The 25,963-nt window shown below is 56.0% G+C and carries 19 protein-coding genes, 2 pseudogenes and 1 CRISPR repeat array (1 of these 22 cut by a window edge); of the genes and pseudogenes, 16 read left to right on the top strand and 5 right to left on the bottom strand.

Translation table 11 applies throughout. From position 1 onward, the window contains the following. Positions 1 to 333 precede the first annotated feature (333 nt). Positions 334 to 999 (bottom strand): VWA domain-containing protein, encoded by a 666-nt coding sequence (locus EXE45_RS12265; protein ID WP_137694501.1) that lies wholly within the window; start codon positions 997 to 999, stop codon positions 334 to 336. Positions 1,000 to 1,592: 593 nt separating this feature from the next. On the opposite strand from EXE45_RS12265, the gene EXE45_RS12260 reads away from it, so the two are divergent. The 3 genes from EXE45_RS12260 to EXE45_RS12250 all read left to right on the top strand — a co-directional run bounded on the left by EXE45_RS12260 (position 1,593) and on the right by EXE45_RS12250 (position 4,336). Beyond that, positions 1,593 to 1,988 (top strand): hypothetical protein, encoded by a 396-nt coding sequence (locus EXE45_RS12260; RefSeq protein ID WP_137694500.1) that lies wholly within the window; start codon positions 1,593 to 1,595, stop codon positions 1,986 to 1,988. A gap of 311 nt (positions 1,989 to 2,299) precedes the next feature. Further along, entirely contained in the window at positions 2,300 to 3,271 is a 972-nt protein-coding gene (locus tag EXE45_RS12255; protein ID WP_137694499.1) for a hypothetical protein, read from the top strand. 63 nt (positions 3,272 to 3,334) lie between these two features. Continuing rightward, a complete protein-coding gene (locus EXE45_RS12250) occupies positions 3,335 to 4,336 on the top strand; it encodes a hypothetical protein (protein WP_137694498.1) in 1,002 nt (333 codons plus the stop codon). 9 nt (positions 4,337 to 4,345) lie between these two features. On the opposite strand, the gene EXE45_RS12245 is transcribed toward EXE45_RS12250, so the two are convergent. Further along, entirely contained in the window at positions 4,346 to 5,920 is a 1,575-nt protein-coding gene (locus EXE45_RS12245; RefSeq protein ID WP_137694497.1) for a hypothetical protein, read from the bottom strand. 171 nt (positions 5,921 to 6,091) lie between these two features. On the opposite strand from EXE45_RS12245, the gene EXE45_RS12240 reads away from it, so the two are divergent. From EXE45_RS12240 to EXE45_RS20465, 4 genes and pseudogenes are all read left to right on the top strand, one after another. Then, the gene (locus EXE45_RS12240; protein WP_137694496.1) at positions 6,092 to 6,898 is read left to right on the top strand and encodes a metallophosphoesterase; all 807 of its coding nucleotides are present in this window, start codon (positions 6,092 to 6,094) and stop codon (positions 6,896 to 6,898) included. A 504-nt stretch (positions 6,899 to 7,402) separates the two neighbouring features. Beyond that, a pseudogene (locus EXE45_RS21340) lies at positions 7,403 to 7,582 on the top strand (transposase); the annotation flags it as partial. A gap of 41 nt (positions 7,583 to 7,623) precedes the next feature. Further along, positions 7,624 to 8,444 (top strand): annotated as a pseudogene (locus EXE45_RS12230) (IS5 family transposase). Positions 8,445 to 8,548: 104 nt separating this feature from the next. Next, positions 8,549 to 8,719 carry a hypothetical protein gene (locus EXE45_RS20465; protein WP_199233623.1) on the top strand — a complete coding sequence of 57 codons (171 nt, stop codon included), beginning with the start codon at positions 8,549 to 8,551 and terminating at the stop codon, positions 8,717 to 8,719. A 99-nt stretch (positions 8,720 to 8,818) separates the two neighbouring features. Here the strand turns inward: EXE45_RS20465 and EXE45_RS12225 are convergent, their stop codons facing one another. Next, positions 8,819 to 10,558, bottom strand: coding sequence for a DUF2254 family protein (locus tag EXE45_RS12225; RefSeq protein WP_241989479.1), 1,740 nt, complete (start codon positions 10,556 to 10,558; stop codon positions 8,819 to 8,821). A gap of 771 nt (positions 10,559 to 11,329) precedes the next feature. Here EXE45_RS12225 and EXE45_RS12220 point away from each other — a divergent pair. Beyond that, on the top strand, positions 11,330 to 12,691 hold the full coding sequence (locus EXE45_RS12220; RefSeq protein ID WP_394348154.1) for a Cdc6/Cdc18 family protein: 1,362 nt from the start codon (positions 11,330 to 11,332) through the stop codon (positions 12,689 to 12,691). A 32-nt stretch (positions 12,692 to 12,723) separates the two neighbouring features. Here the strand turns inward: EXE45_RS12220 and EXE45_RS12215 are convergent, their stop codons facing one another. After that, entirely contained in the window at positions 12,724 to 12,891 is a 168-nt protein-coding gene (locus EXE45_RS12215; RefSeq protein WP_199233622.1) for a hypothetical protein, read from the bottom strand. Beyond that, positions 12,888 to 13,274, bottom strand: a complete 387-nt coding sequence (locus EXE45_RS12210; protein ID WP_137694494.1) for a hypothetical protein — start codon at positions 13,272 to 13,274, stop codon at positions 12,888 to 12,890. The genes EXE45_RS12215 and EXE45_RS12210 overlap by 4 nt, the downstream gene beginning before the upstream one ends. Before the next feature lie 771 nt (positions 13,275 to 14,045). On the opposite strand from EXE45_RS12210, the gene cas6 reads away from it, so the two are divergent. From cas6 to cas2, 8 genes are read left to right on the top strand one after another with little or no spacing between them, the layout of a single operon-like run. After that, positions 14,046 to 14,852: a CRISPR-associated endoribonuclease Cas6 gene (gene cas6 / locus EXE45_RS12200; protein ID WP_137694503.1), complete on the top strand. Its 807-nt coding sequence runs from the start codon at positions 14,046 to 14,048 to the stop codon at positions 14,850 to 14,852. Then, positions 14,839 to 17,001, top strand: coding sequence for a type I-B CRISPR-associated protein Cas8b/Csh1 (gene cas8b / locus EXE45_RS12195; protein WP_137694493.1), 2,163 nt, complete (start codon positions 14,839 to 14,841; stop codon positions 16,999 to 17,001). Before cas6 ends, cas8b begins: the two co-directional genes overlap by 14 nt. Position 17,002: 1 nt before the next feature. After that, complete coding sequence (gene cas7b, locus EXE45_RS12190; RefSeq protein WP_137694492.1) at positions 17,003 to 18,085, top strand: type I-B CRISPR-associated protein Cas7/Csh2; 1,083 nt, start codon at positions 17,003 to 17,005, stop codon at positions 18,083 to 18,085. A gap of 2 nt (positions 18,086 to 18,087) precedes the next feature. Next, positions 18,088 to 18,885, top strand: coding sequence for a type I-B CRISPR-associated protein Cas5b (gene cas5b / locus EXE45_RS12185; protein WP_137694491.1), 798 nt, complete (start codon positions 18,088 to 18,090; stop codon positions 18,883 to 18,885). Beyond that, complete coding sequence (locus EXE45_RS12180; protein ID WP_137694490.1) at positions 18,885 to 21,515, top strand: CRISPR-associated endonuclease Cas3''; 2,631 nt, start codon at positions 18,885 to 18,887, stop codon at positions 21,513 to 21,515. The genes cas5b and EXE45_RS12180 overlap by 1 nt, the downstream gene beginning before the upstream one ends. After that, positions 21,512 to 22,060 (top strand): CRISPR-associated protein Cas4, encoded by a 549-nt coding sequence (cas4, locus tag EXE45_RS12175; protein WP_137694489.1) that lies wholly within the window; start codon positions 21,512 to 21,514, stop codon positions 22,058 to 22,060. The genes EXE45_RS12180 and cas4 overlap by 4 nt, the downstream gene beginning before the upstream one ends. Before the next feature lie 2 nt (positions 22,061 to 22,062). Then, positions 22,063 to 23,058: a type I-B CRISPR-associated endonuclease Cas1b gene (cas1b, locus tag EXE45_RS12170; protein ID WP_137694488.1), complete on the top strand. Its 996-nt coding sequence runs from the start codon at positions 22,063 to 22,065 to the stop codon at positions 23,056 to 23,058. A 1-nt stretch (position 23,059) separates the two neighbouring features. Further along, complete coding sequence (gene cas2 / locus EXE45_RS12165; RefSeq protein ID WP_137692286.1) at positions 23,060 to 23,320, top strand: CRISPR-associated endonuclease Cas2; 261 nt, start codon at positions 23,060 to 23,062, stop codon at positions 23,318 to 23,320. A gap of 104 nt (positions 23,321 to 23,424) precedes the next feature. Next, positions 23,425 to 25,963: a CRISPR direct-repeat array (repeat unit 30 nt; unit sequence GTTTCAGACGAACCCTCGTGGGGTTGAAGC); it runs 1,291 nt beyond the window's last position.

Below are 25,963 nucleotides of genomic sequence, written 5' to 3'. Positions count from 1 at the left end.
CCACCTGTGGGCTGTAAATCAGCCTTCTGCACCCAATTGTGAACGGTGGATCGACTTGTCGTATGTGGAGAGATATCGAACGCCACGAAACATAGACTGAAAAGAACCTCATCAAAGCTATCGCCACGATCGCCGAAATCGACCGGTCGACCTCAGAGCGCACCGCGACACGTTCGTCGATCTTTTCGCGGACGGCTTACTCGACAGCAGGGGAGAAGTCATGCTCGTGGACCTGCTGGCAAAGATTCCGTCTACGGTCGACATCGGATTGCGGCCACAGTAACTGCCAGTGGATTCCGGGGGCGGATGGAGGTTTCGAGACGGGTCGCCGAATTACCCCATCGACCCGGAGCAGTCGAGGTTGAGCGCGTAGTCGACCTCCTTGATCGACGCGCCGACCGAACGTTTGCGGCCTTTGACTTTCACTACCTTCCCGTTCTTCCGGGTCTTGACCGCAGCGCGCTTGTCTTTCAGGACCAGCTTCAGCAGTAGCCGTTTGAATGTGTCGAACACCTCGTTGATGTCCGACGCCGAGATGTACAGCCCGTAGTCGTCCCGACAGAGCTCCCGCATCTGTCGGTCCGAGGCGTCACCGATCCCCGCGATGATGAAGTAGCAGTTGTTCGACGGGAAGAACTCGAGGTCGCGGATCAGCTTCCGGACGTCGCGCACGTCACGCGAGCTGTTGTTCTCCTTCCCATCGGTGAAGGTGAGGACGGCCATCGGGACTCCCTGCCGGTTGGCCTCGTAGTGGGCCTTGGCCAGCGAGCCGATGGAGTGGTACACCGAGTCGTACAGGGCCGTCTGGCCGTCGGCCGACAGCTTCTTCACGTCTGTCTTCAGATCGCTTGACGACGACCGTAGCGTACCGAGCGAACACGAGGAGTCGAAGCTGTTGACAACCCCGTAGTGGCGACCGTCACAGTGGATCTCGTCGACGAACCCCTTGGCTCGCCGTTTCATCGTGGTGAGCTTCTTCGTCATGGCGTACTTCCTCATTAGAATGAAGACACGGTGGAACTGACTGAGAACAGGAATCTGCGAAGTCTTTATATAGTGTTTCAGAGCAGTAGCTCGACTCGGGAGTGTCGGGTTTCAGTCCACAGCTGCTGTAGTATCAACGGCCACAGTCCGCAAGAGAGGTCAGTCCCTACCGGCGACGGATCCGACGGATCAGGACCTTCCGCTTTACCTTGACGGGGGATTTGATCACCTTCAGCCGGACGATACGACCGTTGCGCCGGTAGACTTTGACTCGGACCGTGTGGCCCTTGTAGCGAATCTTCCGGACACTGACGCTCTTGCGTACCATATCTACAGCTATGTGTGGGGGGCTACTCGGTAGGTCCCCGGACCGCTGTTCTGGATTAGTTTTATGTAGTCCCGATTTGGAGTCTCGAGTCTTCGACTGTTGACTCCTAGAAAAGTGTTGACCCCTGCTCGAATCTCCCTCGGAATATAAGGGTGAGACCGTTGGGTCGCGATAAATCTCACCCGTTTCTCGGCGGATAGCGCACACGGAGCCTCGCAGTGTTCTGTCAAACATGAATAAGGCGGAGAGGTTTGAGACTGTTTGTCGGTTGATGAACAAAGTGCTGGAGCAACGAGACAGCGGTTCGGGGAAGATCAAGGTTACCGAGGCCGAAGTAGCTGAACTGATAACGGCGCTGGAGTACTACCGGAAAGCAGTAAATCCCAGTTCGGGTGATATCCTGATGAGAACTGAGTACAGTTGCCCAGAGTGTGGGAATACAGGTGAGTTCCGGGCACAGAAGGGCCAGGTTTCACTAGAGGCAGTATATCCGGAAATCGGTGTCGAGGTAATGCGGGTTCATGGGGTCGCCCATTGTAGGGGCTGTAAGCTTCAAGTGAATTTGAACCAGTTCAAACCGATCCAGTTGGATGGTTTCGACGAGGCTATGTGGGAAACTCTGTACGAGGAGAAGTACCACGGCCGGGAGGTTGTGGCGAAGCTACAGCCAGCGTGATCGGGTTCCCTACGTGTCCGGCAAACCGGTGTCAAACCCTCGAAAACGGCAGACGCAGCAACACCAGAACTCACAACGTGAGGGTTCTCAGTCGTGTGTCGGAACGTTGTTCCCATTAGATATATGAGGACTCCTACCAATCCTATAGATATCTTGTACTGTCGAACCAATATAAAAAGATTACCCCAACTGACGCATCGACATCAGGGTGAGGATCCCTTGACGAATAGAAAGTATACGTCGAGCGGTACATCGTTCGTCAATCAACATGAACCACCCGAGAACCGAACTGTGCTCTCCGGACACACTCAATGAGTCAGCAACAGACAGACCCGATGTCGCTCGCAGCGTACTGGTCCCGAATCAGTCAGGTGTTCGCCGTCCAGCACTCGACTTATCGGACACCAGTCCTCGAAACGATTCTCCAAGCCGACTCGGACATCTACACGTTCGCAGGGCTGAAACAGGCAGTTGACGAGTACCTCGAGACGAACGAGGTCGAGGACGCGGATACGGAATGGTCGAACGCAACGCTAACCGACATCCTGCCGTATCTCGAAGACGTCGGCGTTATCCAGCGAGTCCCGAAAGTCGAGAAGGACACCGACTACGCGAGCTACCGGATCGGTGCAGTCTGTGACTGGCTGCGCGAACAGGACCTCAATGCAGGCTCGCCACAGAGCATGCCCGAAGGCAAGGCCGCCTGCATGGTTGACTACGTCGGCGGCGTGTTGAGCGAACTCGACGCAGGCGAGCAGACTGCTATGAGCGTGGAGGGCTATTCTGAGGAACGGATCTCCGTCGTTCCCACCGAGGCCTCCATCTACACCGTTGCTCAGCAGGTCGGGACCTTCTGGGATTCGAACGTCGAAATCGGGATCGGGAACCTGAGCTCTCTCCGTGGGACCGCTTACGAGGAACTACTGGCGTCATTAGATCTCGGTACCGAACTGCCGGCCGATGATGGCTCGTGGCAGACTTCCGACGGGGTTCATGATTTCGCGGCAGCGGGTGTGATCACCGGGCTTGTCGATTGCGATGACAAACAGCGCCTCTACAGACAGATACGGTCATATCTGGGAATGATCCACGCCGGCGCGTGGAAGCTCAACGAGGCTGCCGATGACGGTTCGGAGTACGGTCGCATCGTGACGGGCGAGGAGACGATCCGAGAGCTTCTGGGAAAGGACGGCCAGAATGCCGCCATGAAGCGAACCGGGTTCGACGTTCAGGTCGTTGACAAGAAGGTGCGGTTCGGTTCCTACACGCGTCGAAGCCCCTGAACACACCGCGAGACGGACACACAACTAACAATGTACGAAAACAGGCAGACCGACGGTAGCGGAATGGAACCAGTCGAAGATGGATGGAAAGCAGAGCTCATCGATTATGGTATCGACGAAGCGCAAGCGGAAACCATCGTTTCGATGTTACAGTCCTCAACGGACCTCGTACTTGGGAGCCAGAGTGAAGACGATGTCGAGGAAACGCTCCGAAGGGCGATTGAGGAGACGGACTTCGAGGAGTACGGTGCTGAGAAACCCCAACGACTGACTAATGCGCTTCTCAGGGTCCTCGACGAGTGGCAAGATGGGAGCCGTGCACCGCCAGTCGCTGCAGCACCACGACGGGGCCCGACTGATTGGGAAGATGGGAATGAGGCCCCAATCGAAGACGAGAACCGGACCGACGATTCGAACGGTGGGGATGACGCGAACAGCGACGACGACGCAATACCTCAGGAAGGGTCCGACGAGACGATTGACGAGACCGAGGACGGAGAGTCGGTCACGACGATACAAGGGGACCCGATCTCCCCGGATACAGAGGTCGACCCACAGGCAGCTCCCGGCCAGGAAGGCATCGCCGGGGGAGCCGGACCGATCACTGACGAACAAGGCATTGTCAAGGAAGCAGCCAATGCCACACAGGAGCCACAGGATACGGGCCTACAGGCATCTGAGTCCCAGGGTTCGGGGAGTAGCCCTGCCCAAGCGCCGGAAACTGACGCCGGATCAGGAGAAGACCAGCGCGAATCGCAGGCTGACAGGTCTACCGAGACTGCGGACGACAACTCGGACGGGGGCGAGCGCCAGCAGGATATCGATATTCCGAAAACGATCGCACATATCCAATTCAACCGGAACGAGGAGATTATCAACTCCTGGACGGAGCAGCCGGCCGAGTTGGTCGAAGACGAGATAACCTCTTACGCCACGAGTGTAGCCCAAGTGTACCGAGATCTGGTCAAGGAGGCCATGTTCCCCGGAATGAGCGACACCGAACAAGAACTTCTGTTCGAGAAACTTGTGGAGGACCGCATCGAGGAACGAATGAATAGTGAGTAAGTGGGGCTGTTACAAGTCGCTGTGCTCCCCTGACTGGACCCACTCGAGCGCCTCCGTCAGTTCGTTTTTGTCGAATGCCATCTGCCGGAGCGCGTCCTTTCGACTCTTATTCCACGCTTCCCAGGAGAGGTCGCCGTTCTGCTCGTAATCGAAGAAATTCCCAATATCGGTCGGCGTCGTCGCGCCCGTGCGGGCCAGTTCGAACGGGTTCTCCCCGCGGACGTGGTACTTGGCATAGTGGAACGGCTGCTGTTCGACGATCTGGTTGGTTTCCTCGTCTCTGCGTTTCAGGCGCGCGGGCGTGTTCGTCTTCCCGATCATCTCGATATCCCATTCCTTCCCATCTCTCCGTAGCGTACTGTTGCTGAACAACTCTTGGAGGAAGAGCCGGTACCGGATGTGCTCTATCGAGAACGACGAATCCGGCTGGTAGCTGTACCACGTCCGGACGAGCCGGTCTGTAGAGAGTTGGATCGACTCGTGAGTGGTGTAAAACCCTCGCTTCCACGGGTTCTCGACGGCGTCTTTTCGTTGTCGGTCCGTCAGGTCGCTAGCCTCATCGTACGTCCCGCCGCCTGCTCTCGTCTCCCAGTAGCTTCCGTCGGTCCGGATGTCGTTGACGTTCCTGCCGGCCGCAACGTCGTGGAGCAGGTGACAGACCCATTTGTCAGGGTGCATCGTCGCCTCCCGAGGCACGTTGAGCGCGTCGAGGGCACGGTCGCGCCCGACTTCCTCCTCCAGCCAGTCGATGGTCCGGAGGACCTGCGTGTTCCGGCCGACCTTGCTGTAGTCATCAGGGGCGAGATACCACTCTGAGAGTGCACGCACTGTCTCGTCGAGTACGTCCAGGTCGGTCTGTTTCAGCGTCTCCCGTTCGGCTGGGGAGACGGAAATCACCGAACAGAGATCCTCGAACGGCGAGTCGGACTCGATCAACTCCGACAGCACCCGACGCTCTTCCAGAAAGGCCGGGAATTCGTGATACATCGTCGGAAGAGCTCGAGAGAAGACTTGCTGTCCATTCAGAACTGCCGGGATCTGCGAGAACGGGAGCATGTAGCCGAACGCGGCCTCTTCTGGGTGGTTGAGCGTCATGAAGTGCCCGTTTGGCGAATCGCTCGACCCGTACTCGTGGAACTTCAGGACGTACCGCATCAGTACCGACCGGAGGAGCTGATATCCCGCCAAACCCTCCTGAATGAACTCGTTGTCGTCGATAATGTCCGTATCTGGGTTGATGAACCGCCGCTGGACCGCGCTGGCGGACGGGTAACGGATCGACCGTTGCGCGTGGCCAATCTGGGTAGTGAGTAGCTTGCGCAGCCGCTCGTCACCCATGATGGTTGCATCGTCGATGTAGTTCCCAGTGTGGGGGCCGAACAGACGGAACTCCGGTCGCCCCGTCGGCTTGAACTCGTACCGGGGGTTGAACCCATCCTCTATTTTCTCCGCCGACCCCTCAACAACTACCTGTAGTACAGGCTCATACCCCTCGACGCCGCTGGGATGCGCTTTGTCGTCAGTCGGGTCCGCCTCGTGGCCCATCCGCTTGTTTTCGATGATGTCGACGACGTCGGCGCCCATTGATATCCAAACTATCTTACAGGAACGCTTATAAGTGTGACCCCGATGTTGGTCCGGATCGTGTTCGAGCAGTAGCGTCACCGATGACTCCAAAAAGATGGCAATCAATATGAACCGATACAGTATGGCCACTGCGAAGCCCCGACAGTATCCGGCGCGAGAGACGGTGCGATGAAGATCCTCGTTCTCGGGGATGCCCATCTGACGGCAACCACTGTTCCGGATATCGGCGTCGAGGCTACGGAGATCGATTTCGTAGTCGTCGTTGGAGACCTGCTGGACAACCGGTGCCGCTCTGTCGAAACTGGCGAGGAGGTACTCCGAAGTATCGCCCGTTCGGTTGCCCCTGTTGGATTCGTTCCCGGCAATCACGACTACCCGTACCATGATACACTTACCACAATTGAGGGTGTGACCGACCTCACGGAGTCCAATACATGGGAAGGCGTTCGGTTTGTCGGGCTGGGCTGTGACCGGTTCAACGCTGGTACGGAGATACAGTACTTGCACGACCCGTTCCAAGGCGATGCTGAACAGGTCGACGAGTGGCTGGGTGCCTATCGAGAGCAGGAGTTTGGATCCTCGCCTCCAACAGGTTCTGATTTGGTTCGGTCGGAGCTATCAGCGTCAGAACTCGAGCGATACAGCGCTCGACTTCGACACCTCCGTGATGGACTTGACGACGCTTCCGAACCCAGGGTACTCGTCTCACATGTTCCACCGTTCAACACTCCAATCGACGTAATTCGGGAGGATGGTTCGCCACTACAGGGACACCACTGGGGCTCGGTTGCTGTTCGTCACGCACTTCGCGAACACTCACCGACGCTCTGTCTCTGTGGACACATTCACGGTGCAGCAGGCGTCGTTGAGGTAGACGGAACCCTGTGTGTAAACCCCGGCTATCGGGGGGCGAAAACTATCGATATCGGTGGTGAATCCGTCGGCATCGATGATGTCGAACTCGACTACGAGTGACGTCTCTCTGGTGGAGGATGGCTCGTTCAGGCACGGCAAGTGAAACTGTGTGTGTACGTAGCGGGCGGCAGCGGCAACATTACCACGGAGGGTCCGAAGTCATCGAAGGCTGTTGATACCCCGAGTAGGTACAGTTCTGGCGGCTCTCCTGATTGCTCGTGGTCGTACGCTGCTTGGGCGAACAGGGAAACTGTCCAATACCTGGTGAAGCGGCAAAGGCTATTCACCTGAGCGGGTCACCAAAGCTGCGACCGCTGAACTGAGACAGTAGATCGTTACAGGAACTAGCATGGGATCCAATCTGAGGGTCGATACTCGAGAGTTGGGTTCCTCAGTCGTTGCGCCTGGAGATTGTGACCCTTAGGGACGCAGCGCAAACAATCGCTACCCACTTTTGTCTGTATTCGAACCAGTAACCGAAGCGAGTGCCCGTATACAACTATCTCCACCTCAAGCCGGCTGGGAGTGGTTGTTACATTTATGCGCTCGCGGTTCCCGAGGGTGTCGACGAGTGGAGAGGAAACGGCCGTCTGCGCGACGAATCTACGAGTTGATCCCGAGGAAGCTAAGACGTTCTGTCAGCGTTACAGCCGCCGGTGGCAGATCGAGTGTGAGATCAAATCGATCAAAGGTGACTTTCTCGCCAAGACCTCCTCGAAAACTACCGCGTTCAGGCTCTGTTGAAATCCTCAGAGAGTTACATGTTTACCATGTAATTAGACGAAATGAAGCCCCTCCCGAAGTCGCAGCTTCTCCGGGTTACTGAGAAGGCGATCCATCTGGGCCGCCGAGCCGTTTCTCGATACTCCTCAAATTCTTCAAACACCGCTATACACTCCCGCAGCACGTTGTTCTGCTCTGTCTCAAAGTGCGGAAGAACACGACCTACCGTGGCCTACTTGACGAACTGATCGAGATGCCACGCATCCGTCGTGTTCTCGGGCTAACCGAGCTTCCTACTGCTTCAACGCTCTGTAAACCGCTCAACCGGCTTGATATGGCTGAGTGGCGTATCATTTTGACTCTCTCAGCGACGTTACTTCCGACAAGCGAAGTTGTTGGTGTTGATGTGTCAGGGCTCGACCGTAGTCACGCTTCGAAACACTACACGAAACGTGCTGAACTCACGATTCAGCAGCTCAAGGTGACGTTGCTGGTCGATACGAAGGTGAACGCAATTCTCGATCTACACGTGACGACGACTCGAAAGCACGATAGCCAGATCGCTCCGTCGTTGATCAAGCGCAACCCCGAGGATATTGACATTTTCCTCGGTGACAAGGGCTACGACGACCAGAAGATCAGGCGACTTGCTCGTCAACACGAGGTTCGGCCACTGATTAAGCATCGTGAGTTCACACCACTCCACAAGGCATGGAACGCACGCTTAGACGCTGATCTCTACGGACAACGGAGTCAATCCGAGACCGTGAACTCAACGCTCAAGCGAAAGTACGGTGCGTTCGTCCGCTCACGGCGCTGGTGGAAACAGTTCCGGGAACTCACCATTGCTTGTCTCATTCATAATGTAGATCGGTCACTCTGAGCGGTCAATACAGGGCCTCTATTGAACAGTGGGGCCACTAAACGGGTACAAGTTATGTCCGCGAGTGAAGAATGCTTATTTCGTCTGGAGAGAATACATTGCCAATGGATCAAACAGAGGGAGATGAAGTAGACAATCGGGGGATGGGCGTTGGTATCGCTATTGGAGCAGGACTCGGTGTTGCGCTCGGAGTCACGATGGATAACCTCGCGTTGGGTATCGCAATCGGCATGGGCGTTGGGATTGCAGTCGGTGCTGGATTATCGACGCGGTGAGTATGCAGCTCTCATCGACCGGCTGTTTCAGATGAGAATATATCTGAAGAATAGGATTTCAACAGAGCCCAAATTCTTGAAACAGAGGAGATGATCGACTTATTCTGAATCTTCGTCCTCGGCCGGATCCTGCTCAGTTGATTCGGTCTCCTCCTGAAGCCTCTCCGCGAATCCGGATTGGTCAACAAATCCACCCCCCATACTGGCTGCCAAGACATCCTGCCGATGACTGAGCCAGTCCTCGAATGACTCATCTGTATCGATATCAAGCGTGTATTGATATCCAGTCTGAGGGATCTCAACCGGGTCCATAGTCTGCCTGAAATTCAGCCACTGAGCCGGGCTAATCTCCTCTGCTAAGAGCTGTTCAATCACGGCAATGATCTCGTTGCTCGAGACCTCACGACGCAACACTGGACTAAAATCCACCAGAACGTCATCTGGCGTTTCGTTTGACAGGTACTGGAGATAGAGAGTGGTACCAATCCACTGCTGTTTGAATGAGTCCAACCCACTATCAGAAAGCTCCGAGACAGCTTTTACCCAGCCGTAGCCGACGTGCCCCCAGTCGGGAAAGTTCACACCCGTTCTCAATTCATATCGGAGAAATGCACCCGTGAGCTCGGCAGCCGAAATATAGACCGCTTGGAGTGCTCGAGCCTCCGAATACGAATCATGGGCACCTCCTGGATGGGGTGAACTCCAGTTTGTGGTGTCGTCATCAATTGCATCCGCTGTCGAGTCCACGAGTTTCCCTAAAATTCCGGGAAAGTAATTGATGACTGCGCTTGTGTACCTTCGATCGTAGTTTTGATTCTCGTCTCGGACATGAACTGAGTTCGCCAGCTGCCATCCCAAGTAGCGCGTCCCCTTACCAGTCCCGTTCCAGAGACCAGCCTCAGCAGCATTTTGTAACATATCCTTCGCCGACTCAATCGCTTCTCCCCGCACTCGTTCATCGATACCGTCATGACCTAAATCAAGAACAAGATCCGAAAGCCCGCGTACCGGAAGGAGAACGGGTCGCTCCAGTGATTTGTCAACTCCAGCCCGCCCGATTGTCTCTAGGGTACTCACTACCTCGGTCGCACCCTCCTCTAATTCCGCCGAAACAGCAGTCTCACCAGTACTCGTGAGTCGATTCGTACAGAGATCTTCCAGTGAGTCACCGACAGGTGCGTCCTCCTCAAGCATCTCTACAGAACACTCCGCTAAGAGTTCGCTCACCCGACGGCTGATAATATCTAACCCCAGATAGACGGCGGCAGCATCTCGTTCATTGATCTGTGAATTAATAACAGACAATATGACGAGGAACGGGTCCGGTTCGCGATAATCATCACTCGACGCCTCTGCTTGGTCGATGATCTGAGACGCAGTCAGATCGTCCTCCAGTCTGTCTAGAATACCCTCCGGAGTACTCTGTTCTAAAGTCCGATCAACGAAGTCGAAGAGCGAAACAAACGCGACAATCGCCAGAAGTCCGGAAGAATACAGCCACAGCTCTATCCAGAAGCCGTCTACATACCCGTACGCGAACAACCCCAAGAGACTGGTGCCGATCGAGACAGCGAATACTCCGACTGTTCGTAGATAAATCGTGTCCGAACGGAAGAGGTCGGGGAGACGAGGAGAATATTGTGAGGTAGACAGTTGAACGCCTAAGATCACCACCGAAAAGACGATCGCAAAGATCGTAGCCTGAATCCCCGCTAAGGTAGAGAAGATCGATGTCCCCACAGCTGAGAGGTCCATATTCAAAAAGTACGCATAGACTGGGAAGATCAGTAGCGCCACAACGAGGGGATAGCGGAGTTTATGGAACGTCTCGTTACGCATTCAGTTCAATTGCGAGTTGGCTGGTACAAGACATTACTGGAGTCCAAGGTCGTCAATTTGCGGCTCTGGGATCGTAGCAGTAGTCTACCAGCTCGAATGCTACCAGCCGTTCTACTTGCTACGGCCCTATTGAATTAGTTGGGTCAGACAGTGATTTAATTCTGTGAAAACAAACGGAGTATCTACTATGAGCGGACAACGGGAGATAATATTGGTAGCTCTCACACCCCATATTCGATATGAAATCGGAGATTGACGTAGTAGTAAGATAACTCTCACACACCGTCTTCGATATGAAATCGGTTCTTCCACAGAGAAAATTGCCCTAAATCTAATTTGGACGGTCTAATACAGCAGTATTAGCTTTTTGTTTAAGCATTTCATCTCGAAGAACCTGTTGCCATTTCTCACAATGAAATCTCGTCGACGAGGTCGCACACAGTGTTTTTGTATTTCATTTCGATGACGGGGTGTGTGGATGGGGCCGATTTCCTGGCTCGATGGCTTCATATCGATTGAGAGGTGGTCACTTCGAAGAAGATCTACCGCGGCCAGGATTCCAAGGTGGGATTTCATTTCGATGACGGGGTGTCTGTCTTGCTGTCTGAGATTTCATATCGATAGAGGGGTCTTCACCTCGAAGTTGGTGTGTGATGATATGAACGAGGCAGGAAATTCATTTCGACGGCGGGGTGTTCATATCGACATCGCCCCTTTCATTTCGACTTCGCCCCTTTCATTTCGACAAAGGTTATTAGCGGTTAGATCACAATGACCAGTATGGAAGGCGACGAAACCGACTCGGGGCAGCCAGATACCGAGTCTGGTGGGTCACAAGAGTCCGGAGCATCTGTCGTGGATAGCATCCTCGATGGCGACGTACAGACTGTTTTTGAAAACAAGGACCTCGTAGACTCGAGTACGATTGTCGATCAGGATCGGATCTACGGCCGGGACGAGCAACTCGCTGCCGAAGCTCGGGCGTTTCGGGACACTCTCGATGGTGAGCGACCGCCGGATTTGCTTTTGTACGGTCCTAGTGGCACAGGCAAGACCCTGACAGTGAAAGCCGTCGCGAACAAAGTCAAAGAACGCGCTCAGGAGAGCGGTATTGAGTTCGACTTTGTGGCAGTCAACTTCAAAACGATGGAGTCTCACACGCTCGACCGCGCCGTGTGGAAGCTAGGCCACCAGACGGCACGGAAGGCGGGCGTGGTTTGGGATGTCCCTCGGTCGGGTGTCTCGACCGATATGAAATACACCCGGCTCTACGAGATCGTCGACGATCACTTCGATTCACTCGTGTTCATCCTCGACGAGATCGACGCGCTGACCGGCAGTACGGGCGCAGACGAACCGGCGTATTCTCGGCTGCTCTATAGTTTGAGCCGAGTCATGTCGGAACAGCATGTTGATACGCAGCTGTCAACGGTGGTTGTTACTAACTACCCGAAGTTTCGCGAGAACTTGGACAGTCGGACTGACAGCTCCTACAATCCGAACGGGATTCATTTCTCGGATTACGACGCTAACGAGCTCATCGAAATTCTCGAACGACGTCGAGATGCGTTTAAAGACGACGCCCTCGAAGACGGAGTAATTGAGATCGTGGCTGCGTACGGTGCTCAAAACGAAGGTGACGCGCGTCGCGCGATCGACCTGCTACGAGATGCTGGAGAGATCGCGAACCGGGCAGGCGATACGGTGGTAACTCAGGACCACGTCAGATCGGCAAACGACTCTGTGGTAAAGAATCGGGTCCTCGAGATCGTTGGCGGGATGTCTGTCCAAAAGAAGCTGTCTCTGTACGCTGCCGCACTTGTCGCGAAAGAGAATGAAGGAGCGGCTCCGAGCCCCGTGGTGTACGACATCTACAAAATTCTCTGTGAGGGAAGCGACATGGAGATATACACACAAGAAACAGTCAACAGCCACATCAATAAGGCCGGAACGTACGGCGTTCTGGAGAGCGAACGGGTCAGTGGTGGATTCAAGTCGGGTGTTCACTTGGTTTTCAAGTTTACCGAGCCCGTTGGGGCTGTTCTAGATACATTGAGCGAGGACGAGCGACTCCAAGAGATTCCTGTAGAAGAACTTGGGGAGGTCGTGAAGAGACGGTTGTCGGATTCGTAGTCCGGTCCGCACAGCTAGTACTCTCTCTCAACCTACTCGTCGGCAGCGCGGTCGTCAAGCGGATCGGGCATGGGGAGGTCCTCAATGTCGGCATCGATCTCCTCCGCAGAGAGGTCCGACCCTTCAGCAAGGAATTCACTCACGCGATTCCCGAGGTCCCCGATGGCGTCCTCGAACGCCTCAAGCTCGGCATCACTCATGGACTCCTCCCGCCAGTCGGATCCTGATTCAGATCGTGCCATTTCTCGAATCTCCGGAGCAGCGTGTCGGCGTGCTGCTCGATGTACGCGATACAGTAGCGCGGCGCTCGTGTTAAATTCACGGGTGGGAAATCGTCTTTGACGCGGGCCTTCTCACCGAATTTGTAGACATCCATGTGAAGTCCCTCCTCGGTGATATCGTGCCCCATCGGGTTCTCTGGATCGTGGTCGAACCGGACGACTTCGTGCCAACCGTCATCGACGCGCCGCTCCAATTGGACGACGAACCGCTTCGGGATCCCCGCCTCCTTCACGATCTCAACGCGGAGCCGGGCGTGGGGATACTCGACCCAGTCACGATACTCGACGCTATTATCACCCATCGGTTGTCTGTATTCCTCACTCGTTTCGAGGTATATGTCGCCGCCGATCGACGACCCCTGAACCGCCGAATTGGTTGGTCACCTGCCTTTTAGGCTCAACTAATTCTGTTCACTTGGCCGAGCAACCTCTCGGTCAATTCTCTACGGTCCACCGCGGGGAGAGGTGGGGGCTGGAGGACACGCGAGCGCCGTATCGGCAGGATAAGCAGGTGGATGCTCGATATCAGGTTCATTGAGCAGAAATGGCTCACCAGCTGAACAGCGGTACCGACTAGTTACCAAGTCTTAACCAACAAATTCGCAGTAGAGGCCATGTTGTTGGTTAAGCCGCTCAAACTCGAACACTCTCTCATGCTTAGCAATGAATGCGCCATCATAGTAGACAAACGAGATGTCGTTGCGATCGACATTCCGCTACGTTCTGTCCACTGAGGTACCCCTGATGTGGACGAGATCGACGTCAGATGTCGTGGGAAACGGTTCATGGCTCTCTGGATCGAGATATGACTCAATATCCTCAATTGGGTGCCCATCTCGGATGAACTGCTTGTAGATCAGCAACGCGATCAATACGACCCTGACACCGGCGAACTTATGAGACATCGTACAAGCCGTTTATAGATCAGCAACGCCGCCCCGACGCACTCTTGCGTTCAATAGGGCACAAGTAGTTCTACTTTCGCTCAGTATGGGGTTCTTTTTTGTATCTCCTATTTGTATGACAAGTTGTATGATCCCCCGCTACAGAGGTGAGTCATCCGAGTGCGTGTAATGGCCCATTTATCCGCACGGGCAGACGCAGCCTACCAGAACGATTACCACCACAAGCTTCGTGGCCGGCTCTGGGACGCGCTCGACGGTACCGCATACGACGACCGCCACGACGACGGCGAGCCGCCGGGATTCTCATATTCGAACCCGTTTCCGCCGCATGATATGCAGGAGGGGGACGACCGAAAGCTGCTGGTCGCCTCGCCCGACGAGGAGTTACTGGCCAACGTCGCGGCCGACCTACTCGACGAGCCGGAGCTGAACATCGGCGAGATGCCGTTCCACGTCGACGACGTGACTTCGCTCGAACCCGATGTCGGCGAGCCGGGCACACGCGGGACGATTGAAACCGGGACCGGCCTCTTGGTTCGGATTCCGCCATGGCAATGCGAGGAGTACGGCATCGACCACCCCGGCGGTGACACCGCCGTCTTCTGGCGACCGGAGCATTCGATGAAACCGCTCCGCAAGCAGCTGGAGGACAACCTCGATCAGAAACATGACCGCTTCGCCCACGACCACCTGCCAGGGCCGAGCGATGTCGACGGGGATCTGTTCGACGGTTACGAACTGAACAAGACGTTCGCCGTCCCATTGACTGTCACCGAGGGCCAGGAGATGACCTACGTCCTAAGCAAGTGGGAGTTCTCCTACACGGTTCGGGACGATCACCATCGCCGTCATCTCAACCTCGCGCTGGATTGTGGACTCGGAGAGCGGAACTCTTTGGGGCTCGGGTTCATGAACATCACGGACAAAACACTGCCAGGCGAGAGCGAACTGGAGGGTCGAGATGCTTTCCCCTGACGCGTTCCGCGAGAAGTACCCGCCTGAGGAACTAGAAGCGAAGCTTTCGGATTCACCAATTGGATCGCTTCGTGACCTCCAGTACCTTTACGGGAAACTTTACACGCTCGCCACGACGGGTGGTGGTGAGTACGCCCCATATCTCACACCTGACGCGGCTGGCGATCTCGTTGACACCGATAATAGCCTAATCGTAGTTCGGGTTGATGTGTCCGGTGATGAGCCCCGACTGGCTGACGACGAGCTCGGCCCAGTACAGGTGACGAGGTACACTGAAGACCTGGTTCAGAATGTAGGACACTGTAAATTCTCAGCAGCCGCAGGAATTGACCACAGCGTGACACATCAAGCTGGGAGAAACAGTAATCCGGAGAAATTGGCTCGCTACGCCAAGGAACGGCTAACACGATGGGCTACGGACGAGGTGGTAACCGAGGCTGCTGATGAACATCAGGATGGTTGGATCATTGAAGAACTTGCTACACTCGGTCAAAACGAGACCGCCCTGGAAACGATTGAGGAAACACTCACCCGTAAGCTCGGAGGCGAATCAGCCACTTCACTATTAACAGTACGGGTGAAGGCTGAGCCTGATGGTGAGTACCAGTGGCCCGGTGACATGGACGTGTTCCGTGAAGCGATGCGACAGCGAAAACTCTCTAAACTCGTTACTAAAAACAAGGCAGATGACTCGTCGGGTGACGCGACTGATCTCGTCACGGGCTCGCCAGCGCGAACCGTCGGTACGTCCGAGGACCCACAAAATTACTTCCTAGGCAAGCAGCTTGAGAAGTTCCCCGGCCTCGACATCGAAGAAGCGTGGCGATCACATCCGATTTCCGAAGATGCCGCAATCACGGTAATGAACGCTGACACGTTCGTCGAGGCCTGCACCTACCGGACATTTGGCGCGAAGGTATACTACCTCCCGTACGTATTCGGTCGATTGGCTCCTGAGAAGGTACATCGATTATACGAATTGCTCTATCGGACTGTCGAAGACGAAGAGACGACACCAATCGAAGACGCGTATGAGGAGGAGCGTCGAAAAACCATTGAGGAACAGGATTTTCGGTTCTATATATCGGCCGTGATGCCGCATCAGATGTCTCGATACGACGTGTTCGGCGAGACGCTGAACGGCCGGCTCCACTATCCGAAGCAACTCGCAATCAGGCACAACGAGTTCGTCCAAACCGTCTCGGCGTTCAATAGAGACCATTTCAAAGAGTGGACGGCTCCGCTTCCGACCAACCAGAACTGGGGACTGCTGGAAACGAACGACGAACAGTTGCACGCGATCTCGACTGGCTGGTATTTCAGACAGACTTTCGCCGAACGCGATGACGACGAAGCTGACGCTGACGATCCGCGAATCGAAGCCCTCGTCAGCGTGCTGAGTGGCGAAGCGATAGCCGTCGATGTGTTGCTCGAAGAGTACGTGACCAGGATTATTGACGATCAGACCGATGACAGCGAGCACGAAGGGTTCCCCTCGTTCCTCGTTGCCAGTCAGTTCGCACAACTCTGCGCGCTTGCGGATGAGGACCTGAGGCTATTACAGACGACCGACCCGTCGAAAGATCAGATTACAGAGCAACCGACCTATGACACGAAAAGCATGCCATCACTAGATGAAATCCCAATCGCGGACGGGGGCCACCCCGCCGCACCGAAACTCGAATCGTTCATCAACAAAACACCTGCACTGTCTCCCGACCACGACGACGACCCGGACTCTGTAACGAGCCAACGTCGCGGAGCGTTCCTGCTTGGCGCGCTCGTCGGCGACATCGGCAGCTATCAGGAGTACAGCGAGGATCGCTCGACAACGCTGGTTGACCAGTACCCGGTCAAATCGATCACTCGCTCGCGGATCAAGAAGGTAACCCAGGAAACCGTCGCCAAGACGCTGACCTATACGCGTCAGGAAAAGAAACAGCAGGGGAACTATCCCGGCACGAAGGCGGATCACATCGTCGACCGGCTTCGTGATACGATTCTTAATCCCGATCCGGAAGAGTGGGAGATTGAAACCGACGATCTCCGCTTCTACTACGCCCTTGGCGTGACGTACGGGATGAACGACCACCCGTGGAACCGAGAGGAAACCGATGCCGACGATGTAACTTCCGAGGAGGAACACTAACATGTCCGATACACCTGACCCCGTGACGAACCGCTCAGAAATCGTCTTTCTGTACGATGCCGTCGACGCGAACCCGAACGGCAACCCGCTGTCCGGTGCTAACCGGCCGCGAATCGACCCACAGACCCATCAGGCAATCGTCACCGACGTTCGTCTGAAGCGGTATCTCCGCGACCAACTCGACGACGACGGTCACGGCGTCTACATTCGAAACGTACAGGAAGACGGCGATCAGTACACGCGCGGTCAGCTCCTCGAAGATCGACTCAAGGAGGTCGAGCCCGACGACTACGACCTCGATGATGACGAGGAGGTCGAGGAGTTCCGCGACGATATCTTCGGCGAGTTCCTGAACGAGAGCGTCGATGTACGCTACTTCGGTGCGACAATGTCAGTAGATACCGACGAGGTTTACGCCAAGCACCTACCGGATCATTTCACTGGCCCCGTCCAGTTCTCGCCCGGCAAATCGATACACGCGGTCAACGAAAACGAAGAATACGATAGCCTGACGAGCGTGATCGCTACGCAGGAGAACAAACAGCAGGGTGGATTCGATCTCGACGACCACCGGATTCAGTACGGATTGATCCGATTTCACGGACTCGTCGACGAACATGGGGCTACCGATACAAACCTCACCGCAGCGGATGTCGAACGGCTCGACACGCTCTGCTGGCGGGCGATCAAAAACCAGACTATCAGTCGGAGCAAAGTCGGGCAAGAACCGCGGCTCTACTGTCGCGTTGAGTACGCCGACGAGAGTTTCCACCTCGGCGGTCTCGACCGCGATCTCGAACTCAACTACGAGCATTCCAAACCCGACGAGGAACTCCGAACGGTACGTGACCTCACGCTTGACGTGACAGGACTCGTAGACCGACTTGACAGAGCAAGTGACCGGATCGAACGTGTTCGAGTCGTCGCCAGCGACGTACTACAACTATCCCACGATGGCGAACTCGGCGGGCCATCGGTACTTCACGAGGCCCTCGAAGACGCAGTCGGAACGGATGCTGTAGAGGAAATCGATGTCTACGACGAACAGACCGCGACACTCCCGAGTGACGACGACAAGGCGTAACGATGTCGCAACAATCGCTGGACGGTTGGACGACCGACGAAAACGGCGGCCAGCCTGATCGCTGTCTCTCGTTTACCGTTCGCGGTCCGTGGGGTCATTTCCGACGAATTGAGGGAAACATCGTCAAGCAAACCTATCGAATCATTCCCCGAACTACCGTTGCTGGGCTCCTCGCAGCTGTTCTAGGGATCGAACGGGATGGCTATTACGACCTGTTCGCACCCGATAGCTCGGCAGTCGCCATCGAACCTGTTCGGGAAATCAGGACGGTCAATATGCCGATGAACACTCTATCGACCGCTGCTGGGAACTTACAGTCGCTCAACGGTCGTGGAAAAATCAGCGTCAAGCTACCTGATCCGACGACGCTCCGGCAGCAACACAACTACGAGGTGCTGGTCGATCCGGCCTACCGAATCGATATCGCACTCGCCGACGACCAGTGGTATACTAAACTGCGCGAGACGCTTTCTGCTGGTGAATCGCACTACGTGCCGAGTCTCGGCCTCTCGGAGTATCTCGCAGACATCGAGTATCACGGCGAGTTCGATGTTGCGGACGGGCCGCAGACGGATACTGTGGAAGTCGATTCAGCGGTCCCAAATGCTGTTGATGATGTCGTTCTGGATGTGAGAACTCGTTGTCAGATTGAGGAGTCGCCCGCGTTCATGGAGTCCGATGCCGGTGGTCGGACGACAACTGGATTCACGAACTACGCCTACAATCCCGACGCCGACTCGCTTGAGGTGCGAGACACGACAGCAGCCACTGTCGATGGCCGAACCGTGGTGTTCGTCTGATGGCTGTGTACTCTCATCCGCCCGAAGACGGATATGAAGGTATCTATCTTCGGGATCATTTGGATGATGTTGCCCGGCGGGCCAGAGCAGTCGTCCCCGATGAAGCGACAACACCTACAGATGAGTCGCTACAGCAGGTCGTCCAGACGCTTGCCTATGTTCACGACTTCGGCAAAGCAACGACCTTCTTTCAAGAATATCTTCAATATGGCACCGAACCTGAGCACAAGCCGTGCCGATACCATGCTCCAATCGGCTCGTTCGCCGCGTACTATGCGCTCGACGCACAGGGGTTTGAAACTGAGGCCTGTCTAGCTGGTTTCGTCGCCGTCGCCAAACACCACGGGCGGCTTCCGGATGTGACTCAGTACATCTACGACCGTGCGTACACCTCAGAGAACTCAACGGGAGGAGCGCAGACCAATGATGAACAGCTACAGGCAGCAATCGCTATGCAGCTCAATGATATCGAAGACCACGTTCCGGACTTGGCGGCCGATGTCTTCGATGCTGCCACTAATGGCGATGGATCGTGGGACGGATTTCGCTACTCGTACAAAGAGCTGCTTGATGAGATCGCTGCGGCTGTTGCCACGCAGAGTGGTACGACGATCAGTCGTGAGTCACTGTCGGAGTCCTGTTACGGCCTAACTCTCGAAATATGGGGGTCGCTCGTTCTCGCGGACAAGACGAGTGCCGCAAGCCGGAGTGAGGAGGTGGACGTGGATTCAACCTACGAAGCAACGAAACCGTCGCTACAGGTATTAGACGATTACGTGGCTAATCTTGAAGCTTCTTCGCCCGCTGATCCGGAAGGCTCCAGAACGGAGCGGCTGAATCACTATCGCTCACGTGCGCGATCAGCTGTCGTAGAGAACGCAAAACAGTTCGCTGAAGGTGGCGGCGGAGTGGTGACACTTACTCTGCCAACCGGAATGGGAAAGACGCTCTCCGGGCTGTCGGCCGCACAAACGGTTCGTGACGAACTCGGTGGCGAGCGTGTCGTCTACACACTCCCGTTTACCAGTATCATCGATCAGGTCGTCGATGAAATTGAAGACATCTACGAGACCGATACACTTGGGCGATTACTGACTGCCCACCACCACCTTTCGGAAACCCAAATCGTCGACGAGGACGACGTGGACGCTGATGAAGCGGACAGGAACGACGATGTCGCCGGGATGCTCGCTGAAAGCTGGCGGGCCGGCCTCACAGTCACGACGTTCGTACAGTTATTCGAGAGTCTTGCTGGGCCGGCCAACAAGCAGTCGATGAAGATACCTGCGCTCCGAGATAGCGTTGTTATACTCGATGAGCCACAGAGCTTGCCGCTCGACTGGTGGAAACTCGTCCCCCGTCTCGTTGGAATACTGACCGAACAGTACAGCGCGACGGTTATCGCTATGACCGCAACCCAGCCACAGCTGTTCGATGAACCAACCGAGCGAGGAGGTGACGCGACTGAACTGGTCGACGATCCTGATGTGTACTTCGAGGCGACCGAGCGCGTTCAGTACGAACTCGATGCGTCGACCGAGCGGTATATCGAGACGCAAGAAGACCCGAAATCATACACCCAGGCGGGTACCGAACTGCTAACTGTAGTCGATTCCGGCGCGTCAACGCTTGCGGTCTGTAACACAATCGATAGTGCCCGAGCCCTCTTTGACGAACTTACTGACAACACGGACTCGCTACCCAGGGTCGGAGACATCTACGCTGACGAACTCAGCACAGTCGAAACGACAGCTGACATCGATCCGAAGACGCTTGCGAGCCGAATCGAAGAGCGGAGCGACCGGTCGGTGCTCCACCTCTCGACACGACTTCGTCCTGTGGATCGTCTCAAACTGATCGAAACCGCAAAAGAACTCACCGACGACGGACATGGTCTCATCACGGTCTCGACACAGCTTATCGAAGCTGGCGTCGATATTAGCTTCGACCGTGTCTACCGTGATCTGGCTCCAATCGACAGTATCGTTCAGGCAGCCGGTCGCTGTAACCGGTCGTTCGAGCGGGAACAGGGGCGCGTCATCGTCTGGTGGCTTGATGTCCCAGATGAGCAACAAAAAACACCTGCAGAAGCAGTCTACAATCGAGGAGCGACCCTTCTTCCTGTCGCGGCGGAAACTCTCGATGCTGTTCGTGAAGGGGATGAACCACTCTCCGAGACCACTGTGGCCCGTACAGCAGTCACAGAATACTACAAAACACTACACACCGACAAGAACGTTGGCAAACAAGAGTATGCTGAGTATGTCGACGACGTACGCGGAGACAAACTCAAAGATCTATCACTGATCGATCAGCGTAACGCAGTCGACATCATCATCTGCCGAACCAAGGACGAACGAAATCAAGTAGAGCAGGTACGCGAAGCGTGGAGCCAGTACGAGTTCGACCGCGTCCGTCGGCTATTGGATGAGCTCAAGCAAGCGCGGGTGTCGATCCCGGTCTACCGTGGCGAATCTGATAAAAAGGACAAGCTCGGTCAATTGAATCCAGTCCACTCTGACACGGATGTGCTATGTCTTGATGTTCGTAAACACGGATTGAGCGAGTATTTCGATGAGAATACAGGGTTCGTCATTCCGGACAGCACTGCTGAGAGGCGGATCTTATGACCGCCGCTGATCCAGTCGACCGCCTCCTCGCAACCGCTCGCGGCGAGCCGGTCGGCGAACCGTTCCGCGTTACGGGCGTGATGGTGCAATACTACTACGTCTGCAAGCGGGAACTCTGGTTCGAAAGTCGGAATCTCGAAATCGACCGCGAGAACGCGACCGTCGTCCGTGGCACCCGCGTCGACGAGACGGCCTACAGCGACAAACGCGAGAACCTCCATCTCGGCATGATCTCACTAGATTTGCTGGACGACGGCCGCGTCGTCGAGGTCAAACCTTCCTCGACGCTCACGGAACCCGCTGAAATGCAGCTGTCGTACTACCTCTGGTATCTCGACCGCGTCGCCGATATTCAGCGAGACGGCGTCCTGGCGCATCCACGTGAGCGAAAGCGCGAGCCGGTCGAACTCACGGCGGAGCGAGCGGAGAAGGTCGAAACCGCGATCCGTGGGATTCACGACATCGTCAGCCAAGCCTCGCCGCCACCGGCCGAGGAGAAACCATTCTGTGACTCCTGTGCGTACCACGATTTCTGCTGGTGTTAACAATGGACCGCAACTACCACGTCTTTTCGGACGGCCGACTCGAACGCAGCGACGACACGCTCAGACTCGTCCCCGACGACGGTGGGGAGAAGCAGTACATCCCAATCGAAAACGCCGAGGCGTTCTTCCTCCATGGCCAGATCGATTTCAACACGCGGCTGATGTCGTTTCTCAACGACCGAACGGTCGCACTCCACGTGTTCGGCTGGGAGGATTACTACTCGGGGTCGGTGATGCCGAAACGCGGTCAGACATCTGGGAAGACCGTCGTCAACCAAGTTCGCGCCTACGAGGACAGCCAGCACCGACGGCAGCTTGCCGCCGCGATTGTACAGGGTAGCATCCACAATATGCGGACAAACGTGATCTACTATAACGGCCGGGATTACGATCTTGACGATGTCGTTGAGGACTTGGAAGCGGCGGCCGCACGCGTCGGTGAGTCGCTTCCGGTTGATGAGCTACTAGGAACCGAGGCTACCGCAAGAAAGGCCTACTATCGTAGCTTCAACAAGATCCTCCCGAGCGAGTTTCAATTGACTCGACGAGAATACAACCCACCACCCAACGAGATTAACAGCCTTATCTCGTTCGGGAACTCGCTGGTCTATGCCAACTGCGTCTCGGCGATCCGTGCCACGGCGCTCGATCCGACGATCAGCTACCTCCATGAACCGGGGGAACGTCGATACTCACTGTCACTCGATCTCGCCGATCTGTTCAAACCCGTTCTCGCCGACCGTGTTTTGTTTCGACTGATAAATAGAAACCAGATTTCGGATGACGATTTCGAGACGGAGCTCGGCTCTTGTTTGTTGAACGAATCTGGACGAAAGACGTACACGAAGGCGTTCGAAGAGACGCTTGAACGAACGGTTGAACACCCCGATCTGAACCGCAAGGTTAGCTATCAGTACCTGATGAGGCTCGAAGCGTATAAAATTAAGAAACACTTGCTCACCGGCGAGGAATACGAGCCGTTCCAGCGGTGGTGGTAAGATGTACGTCGTGATGGTCTATGATCTTGAGGCCGAGCGGACACAGAAAGCACTCAAAATTGGTCGGCGGTATCTGACTCATGTCCAAAACTCCGTGCTCGAAGGCGAGATCTCTGAAGGTGATCTCACCAAGCTCAAAAATGAGATCGATGACCTGCTGAAACCCGGGGAGTCGACAATCATCTACGAGCTGTCTTCTGATACACTGCTCAATCGGACGGTCTACGGTGACGATCCAACTGAAGATCAGCGATTTCTGTAATCGACTCCGTCAACCCCCATGGGGGACACTGCCTATTGACGGTTGACGGAAGGACTTTACTGTGACCGGGCGTTAGATTGCCTATGCCCCGTATATCGGGCATGGTTTCAGACGAACCCTCGTGGGGTTGAAGCGCAAGTTGTTTGGCCTCGTCTGACACCTCCGAATCGTTTCAGACGAACCCTCGTGGGGTTGAAGCTGATCATCCGTGACCTCCGCGAGGCGTTGGTTCAACAGTTTCAGACGAACCCTCGTGGGGTTGAAGCCGCCGCGCCTCGCTACTCCGAGCGTCGAGATCGTGTTTCAGACGAACCCTCGTGGGGTTGAAGCGACGTTCCGCACGTCGATGACGCGCTCGTTCATCGTTGTTTCAGACGAACCCTCGTGGGGTTGAAGCGACGGACCATCCAGTGGCGCGTTAACATGCCCGACGTTTCAGACGAACCCTCGTGGGGTTGAAGCGCAACCCCGAACACCTCCGCGACTGGCTCATCAACCGTTTCAGACGAACCCTCGTGGGGTTGAAGCCGGGCTCGCGTCCGCGATCTCGCCGGCAAGCGCGTTTCAGACGAACCCTCGTGGGGTTGAAGCTGCGAGTATCATCTCGACGAGGTGAGTTTATGAGCGTTTCAGACGAACCCTCGTGGGGTTGAAGCGTCCTCCTCCTCGTTGTCCTCCGTCGTCCCGACATGGTTTCAGACGAACCCTCGTGGGGTTGAAGCTCGTCAGGCTCGGCGCTAGTCTCGTCGAGGACGCGTGTTTCAGACGAACCCTCGTGGGGTTGAAGCGGTCGCCGCTCGCGGCGCGTGCGGGCCCATCATGGGTTTCAGACGAACCCTCGTGGGGTTGAAGCCATCGTCACGATCGCGTCAAAGCGCGACAGCAGCGAGTTTCAGACGAACCCTCGTGGGGTTGAAGCGCGAAGAGATGCAGGGACGCGTTCTCAACGCCTGGTTTCAGACGAACCCTCGTGGGGTTGAAGCCCCACCTCCGTCCGCGAACGCCGTCAGCGACGCATGTTTCAGACGAACCCTCGTGGGGTTGAAGCTGTCCGCCGACCGAGAGGACGTAGACGCTCCCGAGGTTTCAGACGAACCCTCGTGGGGTTGAAGCGACTGGCGCCGACAGTCCGGGCAGTAATCGCTTCGTTTCAGACGAACCCTCGTGGGGTTGAAGCATCAGAGACCACGCTCCCACGACTGCGAGCGGTCGTTTCAGACGAACCCTCGTGGGGTTGAAGCAAATGCGAGATATGCGAGGAGAGAATACTCAGCAAAGGTTTCAGACGAACCCTCGTGGGGTTGAAGCCACACAGATGTCACCTAAGTCAAGAAAATATCAGTGTTTCAGACGAACCCTCGTGGGGTTGAAGCCTGCTCGGCCGCCTCCTCGCGCGGGTCCGTGTACGCGTTTCAGACGAACCCTCGTGGGGTTGAAGCCTGCTCGGCCGCCTCCTCGCGCGGGTCCGTGTACGCGTTTCAGACGAACCCTCGTGGGGTTGAAGCGCATGCCCGACGCGTGTGTCGTCGGTCATACGTCCGCGTTTCAGACGAACCCTCGTGGGGTTGAAGCCCCGTCTCGCGGACGCGACTCATCGACGCGCATTACGTTTCAGACGAACCCTCGTGGGGTTGAAGCTCTATACAGAGCGGAGCGACAGGGAATCAAAAAGCATGTTTCAGACGAACCCTCGTGGGGTTGAAGCGGAGTCGGAGTCGCTCGCGTCCTCGGTAACGACGGTTTCAGACGAACCCTCGTGGGGTTGAAGCTGTTCAAGGTGGAGCACGCCGGTCGCGGTGATCCGGTTTCAGACGAACCCTCGTGGGGTTGAAGCGACCGGTACGAGCACTCACGAGCGAGCGTGAACCGGTTTCAGACGAACCCTCGTGGGGTTGAAGCGTCCTCGTCGAGGCGCTGGCACCAGCAGCCGAGGCGGTTTCAGACGAACCCTCGTGGGGTTGAAGCGCGGGGATGTCACCGTCGACGAGGATGCCGTCGCGTTTCAGACGAACCCTCGTGGGGTTGAAGCCCGCGAAAGAGTGACGAGGACGGCGACAACGCTGGTTTCAGACGAACCCTCGTGGGGTTGAAGCACGTCGTGGGTCGAAGACGTGGAGGGGCAGAAACGTTTCAGACGAACCCTCGTGGGGTTGAAGCGAGCCCGATCCGGACGCGCCGAGTTTGAACGGCGGTTTCAGACGAACCCTCGTGGGGTTGAAGCGGTGAGCAGCTCGTCAACACCGATGACGACGACGAGGTTTCAGACGAACCCTCGTGGGGTTGAAGCGACCAGACCGCGCCGCCGCCACCCCCGCCATCGCCGGTTTCAGACGAACCCTCGTGGGGTTGAAGCGTCGAGATGTTGACGGTGTTCGTGCCCTCGACGAGCGGTTTCAGACGAACCCTCGTGGGGTTGAAGCGACCGTTTTGTAGCGCTCGTCGGGCAGCTCGGGATCGTTTCAGACGAACCCTCGTGGGGTTGAAGCAGGCGGTGGCGACGCACCCGGTCGTGGTGCGACACCGTTTCAGACGAACCCTCGTGGGGTTGAAGCCTCAAGGCAAGCCAGCGCGTCGAACGCGTCGCGTTGTTTCAGACGAACCCTCGTGGGGTTGAAGCGATCTCTCGTACGCTGACACGGAGCT

It is taken from the genome of Halorubrum sp. SP9 (assembly GCF_005435015.1).
In the GTDB taxonomy this organism is placed as follows: domain Archaea; phylum Halobacteriota; class Halobacteria; order Halobacteriales; family Haloferacaceae; genus Halorubrum; species Halorubrum sodomense.
This window is presented reverse-complemented; position numbering and strand designations above follow the sequence as displayed.